We start from the raw sequence: 17,429 nt of genomic DNA, 5'->3' as shown, positions 1-17,429 counted from the left end.
TCATGCGGATACTGCTGCTGATTGCGGACCCCTTCCGGCGCGAGCGCTTGCGTGTTGCATGTCGCAGCGCGGGCCATGAAGCCCATGGCGGCGACCCTCTCGACTCCGCCTCGGTCTTCACCATGGCACCAGACCGCGTGGAGTTGTTGATACTGGATCCCCACTTGTTGGCGCAACGTGGCGCCGCTCTGCTGTCGAACTGGCGTCGCATGGCGCCAGGCAGCCGCGTCGTGATGCTGGCGTCTCCTGCACAGGATTTGTCCGTACTGCGGTCTGCCTTGGGGCCCGATGCGTGACCATGTCAGTGCCAGCGCGGCGGCCCCGCCCTGGCGTTGAGCACCCAACGCCGAGGAGCGGAGATACTGAAGCTCAACAGCCGCATTCGCCACCCATGAACCCGCCGCCTCCCGTTGCCACCACAGGTGCGTCGATACCCTTCACGGCGCGCCTGCTGGGCTTCGGTGCCTTGGTACTGCTGCCGCTGTTGTGCTTCAGCTCCTACAAGCTCTGGCGCGACCTGGACCGCGACCGCCAGGATGCCGAAGCGCATGTGCAGCGTCTGGCCATGGAGGTCGCTGCAGGCGCTCAACGTGAGTTGGCCCGTGCGCGCCGCCTGCTGGCCTTCATGGAGGAGCTACCCGAGGTCCGGGCGCTAGACAGTGAACGCTGCAACGCCATGCTGCGTGGCCAGTTGACGCTCGATCCCGTGTTGGCCAACGTTGGCGTTCTGGGACTGGACAAGCGAATCGTCTGCAGCGCGGTCAAGCTGCCGCCCGGTCAGCGGGTCTTGCTCGATAGCAGCCCCTGGTGGAACGAGGCACTTGCCAGGCACGAGGCCGTCATCCCGGCACCGCAGTTCAGCCCGCTCTTGCACAAGCCCGTATTGGGTCTGGTTCAGGTGCTGCGCGACGAGGCCAGGCACCCGAAGGCCTGGCTCGTCGTCTCACTCGATCTGTTGGCCTTGTCCAGGCACTGGGCGGAGTTTGAGCCAGCGCCCGGCGGCGACCTGACCTTGTTGGACGAACATGGCCTCGTCGTCGCTCGCAGTCAGCAGGCCGAGCGCTGGATCGGGCAAGACCTGTCAGGGCACCTGGCGGCGTTCCGCCGAAAGCGGCCCACCGGCGCAGGAGAGTTCACTGGGCCTGACGGCGTCCGTCGCATCTACAGTGCGGTTTCCGTGAGCCAGACGGGTTGGACGGCGCTGGCGGGGCTGCCGGTCGATCACGTATTCGCACCCTCGCGGGATCGCCTGCGCCTGACGCTCTACTGGGCCGCAGGCGCACTCGGGATGGCAATGTTGCTGGCTGTGTGGCTGGCCCGCTACCTGTCAGCGCCGCTGCACCAACTGCAACGCAGTGCCAGTGCCGTGGCCGATGGCCGGCGTGACTCGCATGCCAGCGAATCCGGCCCCAGTGAATTCCGCAGCGTGGCCATCGAGTTCAACCGCATGCTCGACAGTCTGCGCATTGCTGAACGCCGGGCTGAGCGGCTGCAAGGACTCTACGAAGCGCTGTCGCGGACCAATCGTGCACTGATACGAGGCAACAACAAGCTCGATCTCTGTCGCGAAGTCTGCGCGGCCTGCGTCGATGCAGGTCATGCCTTGCTGGCTTCCGTGTGGCTTCGCACCGACCCGGATCGACTGCAGATGTTCGCATCGGCAGGCCCGGTTTTGGACATGTACGGGGGCCTCGACAACATGGTGGACTTGCAGGACCTTGAGGTTGCCCAGACGCCAACGGGCGAAGCGGTGCGCACCGGGCAGGCGGTCGTGGCCAACGACTACCTGACCGATCCTCGTACCAGCCGCTGGCATGCAATGGCGCGCCTGCATAGCGTACGTGGCGTGGCTGTCGTGCCGCTGAAACGCCATGGGCACGTGGAGGCCGTGCTGGTGTTGCATGTAGCAGAGGAAAACTGGTTCGACCCCCCGCTGATGCGGCTCCTGGCTGAGTTGGCAGACGATCTTGCGCTTGGCTTCGACATCCTGGAGCGAGATGCCGCCCGCGCGAACGCGGAGGCCCAACTGGTCCACAGTCGCGAGCGATTTCAACGCCTGTTTCAGGCTGCGCCCCTTCCGGCCGCGGTACTTGCTCAACCAGAGGGCCATTTGCTGGACGCCAATCAGGCCTTCGTCGAAGCCTTGGGCATGAAGCGTGAGCAGTTGCTCGGCCGTACCTTGCCGGAGCTAGGAATGGGCATCAGCCAGGCCGACAATCAACGCCTACAGCAGCGCCTGCGCGAGCAGCATGGCAGGCTGCGTCAGTTCGAGGCCCCATTCCGGCTGCGAGATGGTCGCGTTCATGATGTGCAGATCAATGCTGAGCAAATCGAGTTCGACGGTCAGCCCGCATTGCTGACGCTCAGCGCAGACATGACGCTCAGAAAGCGCACCGAACTCGCGCTGCGTGAGAGCCTGGCCCGCTTCGAGTTGGCAGCTTCCACTGGGCATGTCTGGGCGTGGCGGCCAGACAGCGGTCTCAAGGCTCCCACCGCCTTGCTCGACCTGCTTGGTTTCTCCGATGAGGAAATGGGCAGCCAGCCGGGGCTCTGGCTGCCTGAAGTGCACGCGCAGGACAGAGGTGCGCTGCTTGAGGCTTTGCGGAGGCATCTCAGCGATCGCACGCCTCTGGAGCTTGAGTTCCGGATGCGCGGTCGGGACGGCTCGGAACACTGGCTACTAGCCAGCGGACAGGCTCAATGGGATGCCAATGGCCAGGTACGTCAGATGGCTGGCATCGTCTTCGACGTAAGCGAGCATCGAAGGGTGCAGGCTCGCCTGGCCAGCCGCGAGCAGGAGCTCGGCGACGCGGCGACAGGGGCGATTCGTGGCGATGTGCCCTAGCGTCGCTAACGCCCGGGTGAACGATGCCAGTCAGAAGCGAGGGCAGCTTGGCAGCGATAGCCGTCCTTGGCACAGGAGGTTCCAACTTCCGGCGACCGCCACCTTGCCGTCGTTCAGCGCATTGATTCACTAATGATCGCTGCGGGTAGTGGCCTGTCGATCGCAGCAACAGAGTTCGCACAGATCCTGAATACAACTCTGGGTCGCTCACAGCTTTCGCGGCACACGCGCAGAGCACCCACTGGGTTAGCCAACCGACATTGAATGGGTTGCTGGGGCAGGCTTGTCATTGCGGCGGCGAAAGCATCTTTGCAATGGTGGTCCCAAATTCAATGAGGGCCTGGCCTGACTTTCCAACTTTTTCAAGATCGCCAGCAAGCGTAACTGCTTTGTTCCAGAGCTTCTTCAAAGTGGAGCTTGCTTCAGCGACAACAGCTCGGTCGCCTCTCTGGGCCGACTCTCGAATCTCATCTTCGTCCAGATGAACGTCTGCCATAAACGCCCGCGTGGCTTGCCTCAGTGCGACTGGACCGCCGATTGGAAATTGGCGCAGCGCACTTCGAATGGCCGATATTTGCTTGCCGATGAAGATGAACAGCGTTGCAGGGAATCCTTCGGCGGAGATCCTGTCCTCTAGTTCATCTAGCAATCGCTCGAGCTCGCTGAGGTCTTCCGCCGTCGCAGTCAACGAATCTTCTGGCAGGATGTGCTTGAACCAGCGCAATGACAATCGAACCTCTGCTCCGAAGTGATTGCCCCTGATGTTGTGCCATTGGTTGTTCAGGTTGCTTACCGAGGCAGCATGAGCCAATTGCTCAACAAATGGCCTGTAGAGATCTTCTGGAACATCGGCAGTCTGGAGTTGGCGTTCCATCAAGCGGATCTCTTGCGCCAAGGCCAATAGAAGCTTCGCTGCTTCATGGTGCCGTTCCAGACCCGCGATCTCCTTGGGTACGTCAAAAACTTCTGCCCAGGCATCGGTGGCCGATAGGTTGGGAAGTGCGTCTCCACGAAGAACAAGGCTCTCAATACGTCCAGCACTGTTATGGCGGCTTGGGGGCGAGATGGTCATGCTGTGAGTCCTCGAATGTCAGAACGGCTCGGCGGCGAGGATAGCGCGCTAGTTGTGCAAGTCGGTGATGGCGCGCGTCAAGTTCGGCAACATGCCCTCGGCTGCGAACGCCCGTTCCGCAGCGGCTGCGGTCCGTCGCGCGCTCTCACTTCGGCGCGCGGATTCAGCTTCTGAGCGGCCATCCACCGGACGCGTGCATCCAACACGCTAATGGCCGGAAGGGCGTGCACTGCTGACAACCACGGAAACCTCGACGCCTCGGGTCAAAGTGCCAACCCAAAGACCAGTTGCGTCATGGCAGGACCCGCCGCCTACTCAACATTCGAAACCCGACTTGACTGGCCGAGTTGTTGTTTGCGAAAGCCGCATTGCGATCAACGCCAGCGGCTGTCACGTGATATAGGCAACCTACCAGCCAGCTAAACTCTGCAACAAGCTCAGTGCGCAACAAGGGCGGGAGGACCAAGGTGACAAGTGAAGTCTTGATGCTCAATAAGGACGCAGTAGTCGTGGCTGCAGACAGTGCAGTGACTACTGGCAGAGCGCCTCACCCACGATATTCAAAGGCTGCCAATAAGATTTTCGACGTCAGCACTCATGGCAACGTAGCCTTAACGATCTATGGTTCGGCTGACGTTGATCGGGTGCCTTGGGAGTTGGTGGCCAAACTTTTTCGGGCGCACGACTCCTCAACCCCCCAACGCCCAAAGCTAGTCGACTATCAACCCGCGTTGATCGCATTCCTGGAAACCAACACGGCGGTCTTCCCACAGACGGTTCGGGATGCACTGCTTACAAAACGGCTGTATGCCGCCGCCGTACACGTACTAAGCGAGGTAGAACGGCTGGAACCGGTCTTCGCAGACATAAATGCGATCGCCGCCGACCGGCAAGCGGCTTGGGCAGCAGCCAGCGCAGTGATTAGTGCAGATTTGGCGGCAATGGTAGTTGCGGCTCCGCTGACTGCAGCCGACCAGAACGCGGCCCAACAGGCTGCCGCCGCGATGCAAGTGGATCTTGCTGCCGAATTGGCCGCCGAAGAGAAGTGGATATTCGCGAACGCTGCAGTGCTGGCGCCGTTGGCCTGTGAAGCTCTAATGAAGGTGCCGGCAGATTTTTTGCAGTCGACGGGAGTTGTCTTAGCCGGCTACGGCAAGGACGAAATCTTCCCAAGTTTCACGCACATTCGAGTGTTTGGCCACATCGCGGGAACACTGTTTTGGAAGTCAGCGAACAGTTATGCGATCACTCATGACAACGAAGCGTGGATCCAGCCATTCGCGCAGTCCTCAATGATCGAACGGTTCACTGACGGGTTTGATTCGACACTGTCAGACATCAATCGCTTGTGTAGCGGCAAGCTGATAGACCATGTCTTTGACGACCTGAACACTGCGGGCATCGTTGTACCTGCAGCTCAAGCACAGGCCATCAAGACCACCCGAAATAAAGAGTTCCTCGACGACTTCACGCGACGGAACTACAACGAGAACTTTTACCCATTGCGAAGGGTCTTGAACAGCCTCAGCGTCCCCGAGATGGGGCATCTGGCAGAATCATTACTCGTGCTGGAAGCACTGAGGGAGCGCGTCACATCCCCCTCAGAGTCTGTCGGGGGTCCGATCGACGTCGCGGTCGTGACGAAGGCTGAAGGGCTGGTCTGGTTGAAAAGAAAACACTTTTTCGAGCCTGAATTGAACCTCCGATACCTGAACCGTACGAAGGAATAGTGGAGGCACGCATGGAAAACCGACACCTCTTGGGCGAGTACCATCGATTGCCGAGCCCTCAGTCGAAGCCTGAGCTGGAGTCGCGACTTCAGCGCCTCCAAAGGGTGGAGCATGCTGTCAAGGAGCAAAGCGCCTTTCTGGTGCGGCAGGAGGCCAAGGCGCAGGCCGCCGCTCTACAGGATGCGCTTGAAGCGCGACTGCTTCCGATTGGCGCCGGCAATCTCACACACCTGTAATAGCGACGGTGCAGCGCTCATGCGCATTGGATCTGTCCAATTGCCTAAAGCGCATTGCGAGCCTTCTTGGCGATTGGCTTTGCGCCTGCCGACAATCTCGTCCTCTCCGTTCACCCACATGAGCCAGGATAGCGAGGATCTCCTCACCACTCCCTAGGCAATGCGGCCGCGGTCGCAGCCGTCACCCGGCACGCCGTTCCTCAGCAAGCAACGGACTACCGACTTGGCCGTTGAACGAATTGAAGGCCTCCAAGGGTTGGTAGTGCCAAGTTCGCCAGCGGACGGACCGGTCATCCAGATCTGCGGTCGGAGTGCCCTGTCTCAGCTGCATAGGGGTCGCACAGTCTGCTGCCAGTTGGATGTCGGATGTTGAACGCAATGGTCGCTCGGACCGTGCGCGGCGAATGACTCTGACCAGCCTTGAGCCGACCATGCGCCACGGTCGCGGCAACTGTGCACTGGCTCGTTACAGGAGGGGGCTTCCACAAAATTCCGGCTTGGCCACGTGCGACATGAGGCATCAAGCGACGCGGTGAGTACTCAGTTGATGCTCCGCAAAGTGGCTACATGGGGGCTACATGAGCTGATGTAGCCAGAAAGCAAAAAGCCACCGCTAGGGTGGCTTCTTTGTCTAAGTGCTTGATGCACAAGGACATAATTTGGTGGCGCTTCAGGGATTCGAACCCCGGACCTGCGGATTATGATTCCGTCGCTCTAACCGGCTGAGCTAAAGCGCCTCAAGCCCGCCATTCTAGCCAAGTTTTGGAAGACAATGCAAGCCTCTTTCGCGGCCTCTGCAAAAAAAGCGCATCTCGATGTTCAGTTTCTTCAAGAAGAAGTTTGGCGGCGGTTCATCTGCTGAAGGTGCGCCTGCGGCGGAGCCGGTGGTGTCAGTGCCTCCGCAGTCGGATGCTGCGGCACCCGCTGTTGTCGAAAGTGCGAGCCCGGCACTGGCCGCATCCAAGGAAGAAGTACCAGCGCCTCGCAAGAGTTGGCTCGACAAGCTGCGCCAAGGCCTGCGCAAGACCGGTTCCAGCATTGCGCAAGTCTTCACCGGCACTCAGATCGACGACGCACTTTATGAAGAGCTCGAGGCTGCACTGCTGATGGCCGACACCGGCGTCAAGGCCACCGAGTTCCTGCTCGAAGACCTGAAGCGCCGTGTCAAGGAAGGCAAGGCTACCGAGCCGGCTGCAGTGCGTGGTCTCTTGATTGATGCACTGGCCGAGTTGTTGAAGCCGCTGCAGAAGTCGCTGGCGATTGGCGCTTCGCAACCAACTGTGATGATGGTGGTGGGCGTCAACGGCGCTGGCAAGACGACCAGCATCGGCAAGCTGACCCGCCATCTCGCCGAGGCGAACGCCAAGGTGCTGCTGGCTGCGGCAGATACCTTCCGCGCCGCAGCGCGCGAGCAGTTGGCCGTCTGGGCCGATCGCGCGCAAGTCGAGATCGTCAGCCAGGAGGGCGGCGACCCTTCGGCAGTGACCTTTGATGCCGTGGTTGCTGGCCGCGCGCGCAATTGCGATGTGGTGATTGCCGACACGGCAGGCCGCCTGCCGACCCAGCTTCACCTGATGGAAGAGCTGAAGAAGATCAAGCGCGTGATCGGCAAGGCCGAAGCATCTGCGCCTCACGAGGTGCTGCTGGTCGTCGATGGCAACACCGGCCAGAACGCGCTGAACCAGGTCAAGTCCTTCGACGATGCGCTGGGCCTGACCGGCCTGATCATCACCAAGCTCGATGGCACGGCCAAGGGCGGCGTGCTCGCTGCCATCGCGCGTGAACGTGCCATCCCGGTCTACTTCATCGGCGTGGGCGAGAAGCTTGAAGACCTGCAGACCTTTGATGCGCGTGAGTTCGCGCAGGCGCTGCTGGAGTAAGCGCCGGTATTTGCTCTGCGCCCGGCGCCGGGCCGCCCCAAGGCGGGCGCCCACAAAGCAAATGGCCGGGTCGAACCCGGCCATTTCTTTGCCCTCTCGGAGGGTGGCTCGCGTATCCGCGAGCCGGGAGCTCACATTCCGCCACCCATGAGCTTCTTCATGCCACCCATGCGCTTCATCATCTTCATCATGCCGCCGCCGCTCATCTTCTTCATCATCGACTGCATCTGGTCGAACTGATTCAAGAGGCGGTTGACGTCCTGGATCTGCACGCCGGCGCCTTGGGCGATGCGACGCTTGCGGCTGGCCTTGCTCTTGCCGTCCAGCAGCAGCGCGGGCTTGGCCCGCTCCTTGGCGGTCATCGCGTTCAGGATGCCTTCCATGCGGCGCATGTCGCGCTCGGCCTTGTCCATGTCGGCGGCGCCAGCCTTGGCGGCCATCTGCGTGGGCAGCTTGTCTATCAGGCTGGAGAGGCCGCCCATCTTCTTCATCGACGAGATCTGCGAGAGGAAGTCGTTGAGGTCGAAGCCGTCGCCCGACTTGAGCTTGCCGGCCAGCTTCTCGGCGGCCGCCATGTCGACGCCCTTGGTCACTTCCTCGACCAGGGCCACGATGTCGCCCATGCCCAGCACGCGGCCGGCATGGCGCTCGCCGTCAAACACCTCCAGGCCGTCGATCTTCTCGGACACGCCGGCAAACTTGATCGGCGCGCCGGTGATGCTGCGCACCGACAGCGCCGCACCGCCGCGTGAATCACCATCCAGCTTGGTCAGCACGATGCCGGTCAACGGCAGTGCTTCCTTGAAGGCCTTGGCGGTATTGATCGCGTCCTGGCCCTGCATTGCGTCGACGACGAACAGCGTCTCGACCGGCTTCAGCGTGGCGTGCAGGTCGCGGATCTCGGCCATCAAGGCTTCATCGATGGCCAGGCGGCCGGCAGTGTCGACCAGCAGCACATCAAAGTAATGGCGCTTGGCGTAGTCGATGGCGGCGAGCGCGATGTCGTGCGGCTTCTGGTCCGGCGCAGACGGGAACCATTCGGCGCCGGCCTGAGCCGTCACCGTCTTCAATTGTTCGATGGCGGCCGGTCGGTAGACGTCGGCCGAAACCGTCAGCACCTTCTTCTTGCGCTTCTCGATCAGGTGCTTGGCCAGCTTGGCCGTGGTCGTGGTCTTGCCGGCGCCTTGCAGGCCGGCCATCAGGATCACGGCGGGCGGCTGGGCGGCGAGGTTGATGTCCGAGACGCCTTCCCCCATCGTGGCAGCGAGTTCCTTGTGCACCACCGAGACCAGCACCTGGCCAGGATTCAGCGAGCCGACAACCTCCTGGCCCATCGCCTTCTCTTTCACGCGGGCGATGAAGTCGCGCACCACCGGCAGGGCCACGTCGGCCTCGAGCAGGGCCATGCGCACTTCGCGCAGCATGTCCTGCACATTCGATTCGGTGATGCGGGCCTGGCCGCGCATCGTTTTCACGAGCAGGCTCAGGCGGTCGGTCAAAGTGGAGGCCATCGGGGGTTAGCGCCAGCCGGGAAGGTGGTCGCTCAAAAGTACACTGTGGCGATGATTTTATCGTCCGCCTCTCCAGCGACTCTGGCCTTGGCCGGCAGCAGCCTTGCGGCCATGCTGGCCTACGCGCTTTCTGCCTGGACCGACGAGGCGGGCAAACAGCGCATGCCCTGGGCCCTGCCGCTGGGCTGGATGGCCCATGCCTTGGCCCTCCTGCTCGATATCGCCGGCCTGGGCAGTGCGACGGCCGGCGCCCGTTTCGGTTTCGCGCCGGCGCTCTCCATGACCTGCTGGCTGGTGCTGGCCGTCTATCTTGTAGAGAGCCGCTTCCTGCCGCTGCCGGGCGCGCGCCGTGTGCTGGCCGTGCTGGCCGTGCTGGCCTGCCTGCTGGCCTGGTCCTTCCCGGGCGAGAGCCGCCCGCAAGCGGCGTCGCCCTGGGCGCCATTGCATTGGGTGCTGGGCCTGGCGTCGTACGGGTTGTTTGGCGTCGCTGTCCTTCATGCCGCGATGCTGAACCGGGCCGAGCACCAGATGCGCGACAAGAAGAGGGTGGCGGCCGTGGGCACCGCGGGCATGCCGCTGCTGCGCCTGGAGCGCCTGACTTTTCAATTCGTGGGCGCGGGTGTGACCGTTCTGTCGCTGGCCATCCTGCTGGGTTGGTGGTTCACGCCGCATTGGCGCTGGGACCACAAGACGCTGCTCTCGGTGCTCGGCTGGCTGGTGCTGACCGGCCTGCTGACCGGCCGGCAAGTGCTGGGCTGGCGTGGGCGCCGGGCCACACGCTGGTTGTATTTCGGGGCCGCGCTGCTGCTGCTGGCCTATGCGGGTTCGCGCTTTGTGATCGAGGTGCTGCTGCAGCGCCCGGCCGGTGTCTGAGGTTCCATGTTCAAGATCATTTTCTTCGTCGGTTTGGTGGCCCTGGTGTTCTGGGTTCTGGGTGCCAAGAGCCGGGCCCGGCGCGACCCGCCGCCGGCAACTCCGCCGGCGCCCGCGGCACCGCCCCAGCCGCAGTCCATGGTTTCCTGCGCGCAATGCGGCCTGCATCTGCCGCGCGGCGATGCCTTGCCGGGGCGCGGCGGGGTGTTCTGCAGTGTCGCCCATCGCCAGGCCTACGAGGCCGCGAATGCGGGCGACTGACTGAATGGCCGCGGCCTCGACCCACCACAGCAGCGGCGACGATTCGCCGCCCTCCTGGTTCGGCCCCGGCCTGGGAGACAGCGAAGCAGCCGCTTTCGACGAGGCGCCCCAAGTGCCGTCGTCCAATGGCGATTCGCAGTTCTTCGTTCCGCAGCCTCGCCGGCTGATCAACGCCGGAGGCAGCGCCTTCCAGCGTCTCTACCGCGCCTTTCTTGGCGCGCGCATGGCGCTTGGCCTTGCTCTGATCGCCACGCTGCTGCTCGCCGCCAGCCTTGGTGGCAGCACGCCACGCTGGACCTTGCTGGTCTGCGGGCTCTATGCGCTGGAGGCCACCGTCCTCTGGCTCTTGCCACGCCTGCAGCGCAGCGCCTCGGTGCAAGCACTGTCTCGATTGAGCAGCCCGCAATGGCTGGCCAGCATCGGCTTCGACCTCGTGCTGTTCGGTCTTCTTCATGCCACCGACCGCAATGCCAGCGTCAACTACGGCGCCTTGTTCGTGCTGCCGGTGCTGATGGCGGGCGTGCTGACCTCGCGCCTCCTGACCTTGGCTACCGCCGCGATGGCCGCGCTCTTGATGCTGGGTACGGCAACCTGGGCCTATGTGTTCGGCCTGGAGCTCGACCTGCGCCTGACCCAGGCCGGCATGACCGGAATCGGCCTCTTCGTGATCGGGCTGCTGGCCAACGAGCTGGCCAGTCGGCTGGCGCGCGAAGAGCGGGCGGCGCGCGGCAGCATGGAGCTGGCGCGTCAGCAGGCGCAGTTGAATCGCCTCGTGATCGACGAGATGCAGGAGGGCGTGCTGGTGGTGGACCGGCGCGGCCGCGTTCGGGCCGCCAACCCTTCGGCGCGCGCACTGCTCGGTGAGCGCCAGGCGGTGCGCACGGCGCCGTTCCAGTTGCGCGGCGTGGCCGCCTGGGAGGCCCTGGTGCGCGCGGTGGAGCAGGCCTTCATTGAAGGCCGCTGGCCGGAGGAAGGGCGCGACGTCATTCTGCGCTTCAGCCCGGACGCACAACGCGGCTTGCGCCTGCGCATGCGCTTCACCCGCTCGCGCGACAGCCAGGCCAGCGAAGACCTCTGTGTGCTGTTCATCGAAGACCACCGCAATGTGCTCGCGCGCAGCCGGCAGGAAAAGCTGGCGGCGATGGGGCGCGTCTCGGCCGGCATTGCGCACGAAATCCGCAACCCGCTCGCGGCCATTGCGCAAGCCAACGCCCTGATGGCAGAAGACGCGGACGACGCCCAGCAGCGCCAGTTGACCGGCATGGTGGCGGCCAACGTGGAGCGCCTGAAGCGCATCGTCGACGACGTGATGGAACTGGCGCCGGGCCGGCCGCCGCAGGCGGTGCCGATTGATCTGGCGCGCCTGCTGCCTGAAATCTGCTCCGACTGGGCGCGAACGAACGACCTGTCGCTGGGCGCCGCCAGCCCTCTGCGCCTGAGCCTTCCGCCTGGCAGCTGGCTGGCGCAGTTCGAGCCCGAGCATCTGCGTCGTGTGGTGATCAACCTGCTCGACAACGCCCTGCGCCATTCGCCGCGCCAGCCCGGCGCCCTGCATGTGCGCGTGCTGCCGGGGCAGGCAGAGGAGATCCTGCTGTCGGTCTTCAACCTCGGTGCGCCGATCACGCCCGAAGTCGAGCGGCATCTGTTCGAGCCCTTCTTCTCGACCCGCAGCCGAGGCAGCGGCCTTGGCCTGTATATTTGCCGCGAACTGTGCGAGCGCTACGGCGCGCGCATCGACTATCGCCGCCACGAGGGTGCGGCCCAGGCGGGCAATGAATTCATTCTGAGCCTTTGCCGCAGCGCCGCGGCCGGCACTTCACACGCCATCGGATGAGCGCCAATCAAAGCCTGCTGGTCATTGACGACGAGCCCGACCTGCTCACGCTGTACGAGCTGACGCTGCTGCGCGAAGGCTATGAGCTGGAGACTGCCGGCACGGTCGAGGCGGCACTTGAGCGCCTGCAAAGGCGCGAGTTCAGCGCCGTCATCACCGACATGAAGCTGCCCGATGGCAGCGGGCTCGATGTGCTCATTTGGCTGGAGCGCGCCGGCCGCCGCGAGAAGACGCTGGTCATCACCGCCTTTGGCTCGCCCGAGAACGCAGTCGAGGCCTTGAAGGCGGGTGCGTACGACTACCTGACCAAGCCAGTCGACCTGCGCCAGTTCCGCATGGTCGTGGCGTCGGCGCTGGGCCGTAGCCCGCGGGTCGAGCAGGCGCCGGCGACGGTGGCAAAAGCCAGCAGCAAGTCTGCGTCCGCGCCCGGGCCGTCCGCGGCGCCAGCGCCGGCCGCCGCCTCGCTTGAATCGAGCACCGACGCTGCGCTCAGTGCGGCCTTGCACCGGCTGGCCGGCGATTCATCGGCGATGCGCCAGGTGCGTTCCCTGATCGGCAAGGTGGCCCGCAGCATGGCGCCGGTGCTTCTGCAAGGTGAGTCCGGCACCGGCAAGGAGCTTGTGGCGCATGCGGTGCATGATGCCGGTGCGCGTGCTTCGGCACCCTTCGTCGCCGTTAACTGCGGTGCGATTCCCGAGCAATTGCTGGAGGCTGAGTTCTTCGGCTATCGCAAGGGCGCATTCACCGGCGCGAATGAAGACCGCGACGGCTTCTTCAAGGCCGCACACGGCGGCACGCTGTTCCTGGACGAAATCGGCGACCTGCCACTGGCCATGCAGAGCAAGCTCTTGCGCGCGATCCAGGAGCGCTCGGTGAGGCCGGTGGGTGCGGTGGCGGAGTCGCCGGTGAATGTGCGCATCCTCAGTGCCACACACAAGGACCTCGGCGCCGAAGTCGCAGCAGGCCGCTTCCGGCAGGATTTGTTCTACCGTCTCAACGTGATCCAGATCCGGGTGCCGCCACTGCGTGAGCGCATCGAAGACCTGGCGGCGATCAGCGAGAGAGTGCTGCAGCGCATTGCGCACGACGCCGGCGTCTCGCCGCCACCGCGCCTCACCAGTGCTGCGCTGGCACAGCTGGCGCGCTATGCCTTCCCGGGCAATGTGCGCGAGCTCGAGAACCTGCTGCACCGGGCGCTGGCGCTGTCCGGCAGTGAATCAATCGACGCCGAGGACCTGGACTTGCCGGACGCCGCCTTGGACGATTCACAGTTCGCTGCTCTGGACGACCCGCTGGCCAGTCTGGTGCCGGCATCGCCAGGGCGTGTGTCGGACGACGAGGCCGAGCTGCCTCACGACCTGGCCCTGCACCTGGACGATGTCGAGCGCAACATCCTGGTGCGAGCGCTCGAGCGCCATCGCTACAACCGCACGGCGGCTGGCGCGGCACTGGGCCTGTCCTTGCGCCAGATCCGCTACCGCATGGCACGCCTGGGCATCACGGTGGGCGAGGGTGGTAGCGACAGCTGAAGAGCAGGGTTTGCGAGGGCCCCAGACTATCCCTAGTGGTGGCTTGCGAACTGTTACAGCGGTGCTCGCGTCGGCCCGCCGCGAACCGTCCTGAAGCGCTGCCGCCGACCGTCGCCGGCGCAAGTGCAAAGCACCAATTGGCGCGGCCTGGCGAGCGATTTCTTGCTGCAAGCCAGCATTGATGCGGCCCGCCGTCGGCACCCATCGGCCGGCACGCAGTGAGCCCGCGATAGAGCGGGCAAGACCTGGCCCGAAAGCCTCGCGCCAGACTGCTTCGCTAGCCAATTCGCCCCCCTAGGTCAACAGTGTTCGTACGCTATTGGTAGTGCTTGAAGGGGTGTTGACCCCCAGATATAGTGTCCTTTCGTGCTATTCTCCTGACTCGGTTTCACACCGCAATGCCTGTCTCAAAAGCTGTTCCCGGAGACCCTCAAGGCCACGCTGCATTCGCAGTCAGTGGTGTCTGGGCTCAGGCATCGGTGAATGGCCAGCCGAGTGCCAGCGAGCTAACCGAGCCCAAACAAAGACCCAAGTAAAGCCACGGCTGCAGCCGCACATGCCGCCGCGGCTTTGCCATTCCGATTCGAACGAAAAGACAAGGAAGTAGACCCACCATGCAAACCCATCTCGCCCAGCCCGTCGTCGCCGAAGGCGCGAGCCGCGTGCCTGCCACCGACAGCGCAGCGGCGCCGCAGTCGTCGGCATACCTGGCCTACCAGATCATTCGCCGCAATGGTGCGGTCGTGTCCTTCGAGCCCAGCAAGATTGCTGTGGCCTTGATGAAGGCCTTCCTGGCAGTGCATGGCACCAGTGGCGCGGCTTCGGCCAGCGTGCGCGAGACGGTGGACGGCCTGACCGAAAACGTGGTGCGCGCCCTGCTGCGCTCGCGTCCCAGTGGCGGTACGTTCCATATTGAAGACGTGCAGGACCACGTCGAGCTGGGTCTGATGCGCGGTGGTCACCATGAAGTGGCCCGCGCCTACGTGCTGTACCGCGAGCGTCGTGCGCAAGAGCGCCTGCGCCAGGGCGAGGGCGCTGCCCCCAAGGCTGCGGAAGCCAGCATCCATGTGATCGATGGCGGCCAGCGCGTGCCATTGGACCTGGCCAGCCTGCAGGCGCTGATCGTCTCCAGCTGCGAAGGCCTGGGCGCCGACGTGAAAGCCGAGCCCATCCTGGCTGAGACCAAGCGCAATCTGTACGACGGCGTGCCGATCGACGAGGTCTACAAGGCCTCCATCCTGGCCGCCCGCACGCTGATCGAGAAGGACCCGAGCTACAGCCAGGCCACGGCGCGCCTGCTGATGCACACCATCCGCAAGGAAATCCTCGGTGAGGAAGTCACCCAGGCCGAGATGCACCAGCGCTATGCCGAGTACTTCCCGCAATTCATCAAGAAGGGTGTGCAGGCCGAGCTGCTGGACGAGAGGCTGCAGCAGTACGACCTGGCCAAGCTGGGCGCCGCACTGAAGGCTGATCGCGACTTCCAGTTCGACTACCTGGGTCTGCAGACCCTGTTCGACCGCTACTTCCTGCACACAGAAGGCAAGCGGATCGAGATGCCTCAGGCCTTCTTCATGCGCGTGGCCATGGGCCTGGCGCTGAACGAGATCAACCGCGAAGCGCGCGCCATCGAGTTCTACGAAGTGCTGTCGAGCTTCGACTTCATGTCCAGCACGCCGACGCTGTTCAACTCGGGTACCCGCCGCTCGCAGCTCTCGAGCTGCTACCTGACGACGGTGGCCGACGACCTGGATGGCATCTATGAGGCGCTGAAAGAGAACGCGTTGCTGTCCAAGTTCGCCGGTGGTCTGGGCAACGACTGGACGCCGGTGCGGGCCCTCGGTTCGCACATCAAGGGCACGAACGGCAAGTCGCAAGGCGTCGTCCCCTTCCTCAAGGTGGTCAACGACACGGCCGTGGCCGTGAACCAGGGCGGCAAGCGCAAGGGCGCCGTCTGCGCCTATCTGGAATCGTGGCACCTGGACATCGAAGAGTTCCTGGAACTGCGCAAGAACACCGGCGACGACCGCCGCCGCACGCACGACATGAACACGGCGAACTGGATCCCCGACCTGTTCATGCGCCGCGTGATGGACGGTGGCGACTGGACACTGTTCAGTCCGTCCACCTGCCCGGACCTGCACGACTTGTTCGGCAAGGCCTTTGAGACGGCCTATGTCGCCTACGAGCAGAAGGCCGACCGCGGCGAGATCAAGCTGTTCAAGCGCATGCCCGCCAAGGACCTGTGGCGCAAGATGCTCTCGATGCTGTTCGAGACCGGCCATCCCTGGATCACGTTCAAGGACGCCTGCAACGTGCGCTCGCCGCAGCAGCACGTTGGCGTGGTGCACTCGTCCAACCTGTGCACCGAGATCACGCTGAACACCAACGACAGCGAAATCGCGGTCTGCAACCTGGGCTCGGTGAACCTGAAGCAGCACTTGAAGGACGGCGAGAACGGCAAGGAAATTGATCACGCCAAGCTGCAGAAGACCGTCGCCACGGCGATGCGCATGCTCGACAACGTCATCGACATCAATTACTACGCCGTCAAGAAGGCACGTGATTCGAACCTGCGTCACCGCCCGGTGGGCCTGGGCATCATGGGCTTCCAGGACGCGCTGTATGCGCTGCGTACCCCGTACGCCTCGCAAGCTGCTGTCGAGTTTGCCGACCGCTCGATGGAAGCCGTCTGCTACTACGCCTACCTGGCTTCGACCCAGCTCGCCGAAGAGCGCGGCCGCTACTCGAGCTATCGCGGCTCGCTGTGGGACCGCGGCATCTTGCCGATCGACTCGCTCGATCTGCTGGCCGAAGCCCGTGGTGGCTATGTGGAAGTGGACCGCAGCTCGACGATGGACTGGGATGCGCTGCGCGCCCGCATCGCCCAGCACGGCATGCGCAACAGCAACTGCGTGGCCATCGCCCCGACCGCGACCATCTCCAACATCATCGGCGTGGATGCATCGATCGAGCCCTGCTTCGGCAACCTCTCGGTCAAGTCCAACCTGTCGGGTGAGTTCACCGTCATCAATGAATCTCTGGTGCGTGACCTGAAGCGTCTGGGCCTGTGGGACGACGTGATGGTGATGGACCTGAAGCACTTCGACGGTTCGCTGCGCCGCATCGACCGCGTGCCGGATGAGCTCAAGAGCCTGTATGCAACGGCCTTCGAAGTCGAGACCGAGTGGCTGGTCGAGGCTGCGGCCCGCCGTCAGAAGTGGATCGACCAGGCGCAGAGCCTGAACATCTACATGGCCGGCGCATCGGGCAAGAAGCTCGATGAAACCTACAAGCTCGCCTGGTTGCGCGGCTTGAAGACGACCTACTACCTGCGCACGATCAGCGCCTCGTCAGCAGAGAAGAGCACGGTCACGAAGTCGGGTCAGCTGAACGCCGTGTCGAACTCAGGTGGTGCTGTCTACGCAGCGCCGGTGGTTGTCGAGACCACCGTTGTTGTTGAAGACACCACACCCGCCACCGACATCAAGTTCTGCGCGATCGACGACCCAGGCTGCGAGGCCTGCCAGTAATTCGATGTGTGCAAACGTGGCCGCGATCGCGGCCACGTTTTCTGCTCATCGCGAGAGAACCCAGTGTTCATCGATGCAAAACGCCGACGGCATTTTTTGCGACCTGTGCGTGACTGCATCGATGA

Annotated in this window: 11 protein-coding genes and 1 tRNA gene; 9 read left to right on the top strand and 3 right to left on the bottom strand. The window is 63.7% G+C overall.

What is annotated here, in order from left to right; genetic code table 11:
- Positions 1-2 precede the first annotated feature (2 nt).
- Both ABT392_RS14230 and ABT392_RS14225 read left to right on the top strand, forming a co-directional pair.
- Complete coding sequence (locus tag ABT392_RS14230) at positions 3-296, top strand: hypothetical protein (protein WP_464970803.1); 294 nt, start codon at positions 3-5, stop codon at positions 294-296.
- Positions 297-466: 170 nt separating this feature from the next.
- Complete coding sequence (locus tag ABT392_RS14225; RefSeq protein WP_464970802.1) at positions 467-2,845, top strand: PAS domain S-box protein; 2,379 nt, start codon at positions 467-469, stop codon at positions 2,843-2,845.
- Positions 2,846-3,131: 286 nt separating this feature from the next.
- Here the strand turns inward: ABT392_RS14225 and ABT392_RS14220 are convergent, their stop codons facing one another.
- A complete protein-coding gene (locus ABT392_RS14220) occupies positions 3,132-3,917 on the bottom strand; it encodes a hypothetical protein (RefSeq protein WP_334278008.1) in 786 nt (261 codons plus the stop codon).
- Positions 3,918-4,648: 731 nt separating this feature from the next.
- Here ABT392_RS14220 and ABT392_RS14215 point away from each other — a divergent pair.
- Positions 4,649-5,647, top strand: a complete 999-nt coding sequence (locus tag ABT392_RS14215) for a hypothetical protein (protein WP_334278007.1) — start codon at positions 4,649-4,651, stop codon at positions 5,645-5,647.
- A gap of 896 nt (positions 5,648-6,543) precedes the next feature.
- On the opposite strand, the gene ABT392_RS14210 is transcribed toward ABT392_RS14215, so the two are convergent.
- Positions 6,544-6,620: transfer RNA gene (locus ABT392_RS14210), tRNA-Met, on the bottom strand.
- 78 nt (positions 6,621-6,698) lie between these two features.
- Here ABT392_RS14210 and ftsY point away from each other — a divergent pair.
- Positions 6,699-7,763: a signal recognition particle-docking protein FtsY gene (gene ftsY, locus ABT392_RS14205; RefSeq protein ID WP_334278006.1), complete on the top strand. Its 1,065-nt coding sequence runs from the start codon at positions 6,699-6,701 to the stop codon at positions 7,761-7,763.
- Positions 7,764-7,894: 131 nt separating this feature from the next.
- Here ftsY and ffh read toward each other — a convergent pair whose 3' ends face one another.
- Positions 7,895-9,274 carry a signal recognition particle protein gene (ffh, locus tag ABT392_RS14200; protein WP_334278005.1) on the bottom strand — a complete coding sequence of 460 codons (1,380 nt, stop codon included), beginning with the start codon at positions 9,272-9,274 and terminating at the stop codon, positions 7,895-7,897.
- 51 nt (positions 9,275-9,325) lie between these two features.
- Here ffh and ABT392_RS14195 point away from each other — a divergent pair, with 51 nt between their 5' ends.
- The 5 genes from ABT392_RS14195 (at position 9,326) to ABT392_RS14175 (ending at position 17,304) form a co-directional block, all read left to right on the top strand.
- On the top strand, positions 9,326-10,147 hold the full coding sequence (locus ABT392_RS14195) for a cytochrome C assembly family protein (protein WP_334278004.1): 822 nt from the start codon (positions 9,326-9,328) through the stop codon (positions 10,145-10,147).
- Positions 10,148-10,153: 6 nt separating this feature from the next.
- Positions 10,154-10,408, top strand: a complete 255-nt coding sequence (locus tag ABT392_RS14190) for a PP0621 family protein (protein ID WP_334278003.1) — start codon at positions 10,154-10,156, stop codon at positions 10,406-10,408.
- A 4-nt stretch (positions 10,409-10,412) separates the two neighbouring features.
- On the top strand, positions 10,413-12,242 hold the full coding sequence (locus ABT392_RS14185; protein WP_334278002.1) for a sensor histidine kinase: 1,830 nt from the start codon (positions 10,413-10,415) through the stop codon (positions 12,240-12,242).
- Positions 12,239-13,771, top strand: a complete 1,533-nt coding sequence (locus tag ABT392_RS14180) for a sigma-54-dependent transcriptional regulator (RefSeq protein WP_334278001.1) — start codon at positions 12,239-12,241, stop codon at positions 13,769-13,771. The genes ABT392_RS14185 and ABT392_RS14180 overlap by 4 nt, the downstream gene beginning before the upstream one ends.
- A 614-nt stretch (positions 13,772-14,385) precedes the next feature.
- Entirely contained in the window at positions 14,386-17,304 is a 2,919-nt protein-coding gene (locus ABT392_RS14175) for a ribonucleoside-diphosphate reductase subunit alpha (RefSeq protein WP_334278000.1), read from the top strand.
- Positions 17,305-17,429 lie beyond the last annotated feature (125 nt).

It is taken from the genome of Paucibacter sp. JuS9 (assembly GCF_044043925.2).
GTDB lineage: Bacteria > Pseudomonadota > Gammaproteobacteria > Burkholderiales > Burkholderiaceae_C > JAUASW01.
Note: the sequence above shows the minus strand (reverse complement) of the source record. Positions and strands in the feature narration are given on the sequence as shown.

What these genes read in the sequence shown, in the direction of transcription:
- ABT392_RS14230 (WP_464970803.1), top strand. Translation starts at nt 3, where the DNA reads ATGCGGATACTGCTGCTGATTGCGGACCCCTTCCGGCGCGAGCGCTTG.
- ABT392_RS14220 (WP_334278008.1), bottom strand. Translation starts at nt 3,917, where the DNA reads ATGACCATCTCGCCCCCAAGCCGCCATAACAGTGCTGGACGTATTGAG.
- ftsY (WP_334278006.1), top strand. Translation starts at nt 6,699, where the DNA reads ATGTTCAGTTTCTTCAAGAAGAAGTTTGGCGGCGGTTCATCTGCTGAA.
- ffh (WP_334278005.1), bottom strand. Translation starts at nt 9,274, where the DNA reads ATGGCCTCCACTTTGACCGACCGCCTGAGCCTGCTCGTGAAAACGATG.
- ABT392_RS14195 (WP_334278004.1), top strand. Translation starts at nt 9,326, where the DNA reads ATGATTTTATCGTCCGCCTCTCCAGCGACTCTGGCCTTGGCCGGCAGC.
- ABT392_RS14190 (WP_334278003.1), top strand. Translation starts at nt 10,154, where the DNA reads ATGTTCAAGATCATTTTCTTCGTCGGTTTGGTGGCCCTGGTGTTCTGG.
- ABT392_RS14185 (WP_334278002.1), top strand. Translation starts at nt 10,413, where the DNA reads ATGGCCGCGGCCTCGACCCACCACAGCAGCGGCGACGATTCGCCGCCC.
- ABT392_RS14180 (WP_334278001.1), top strand. Translation starts at nt 12,239, where the DNA reads ATGAGCGCCAATCAAAGCCTGCTGGTCATTGACGACGAGCCCGACCTG.
- ABT392_RS14175 (WP_334278000.1), top strand. Translation starts at nt 14,386, where the DNA reads ATGCAAACCCATCTCGCCCAGCCCGTCGTCGCCGAAGGCGCGAGCCGC.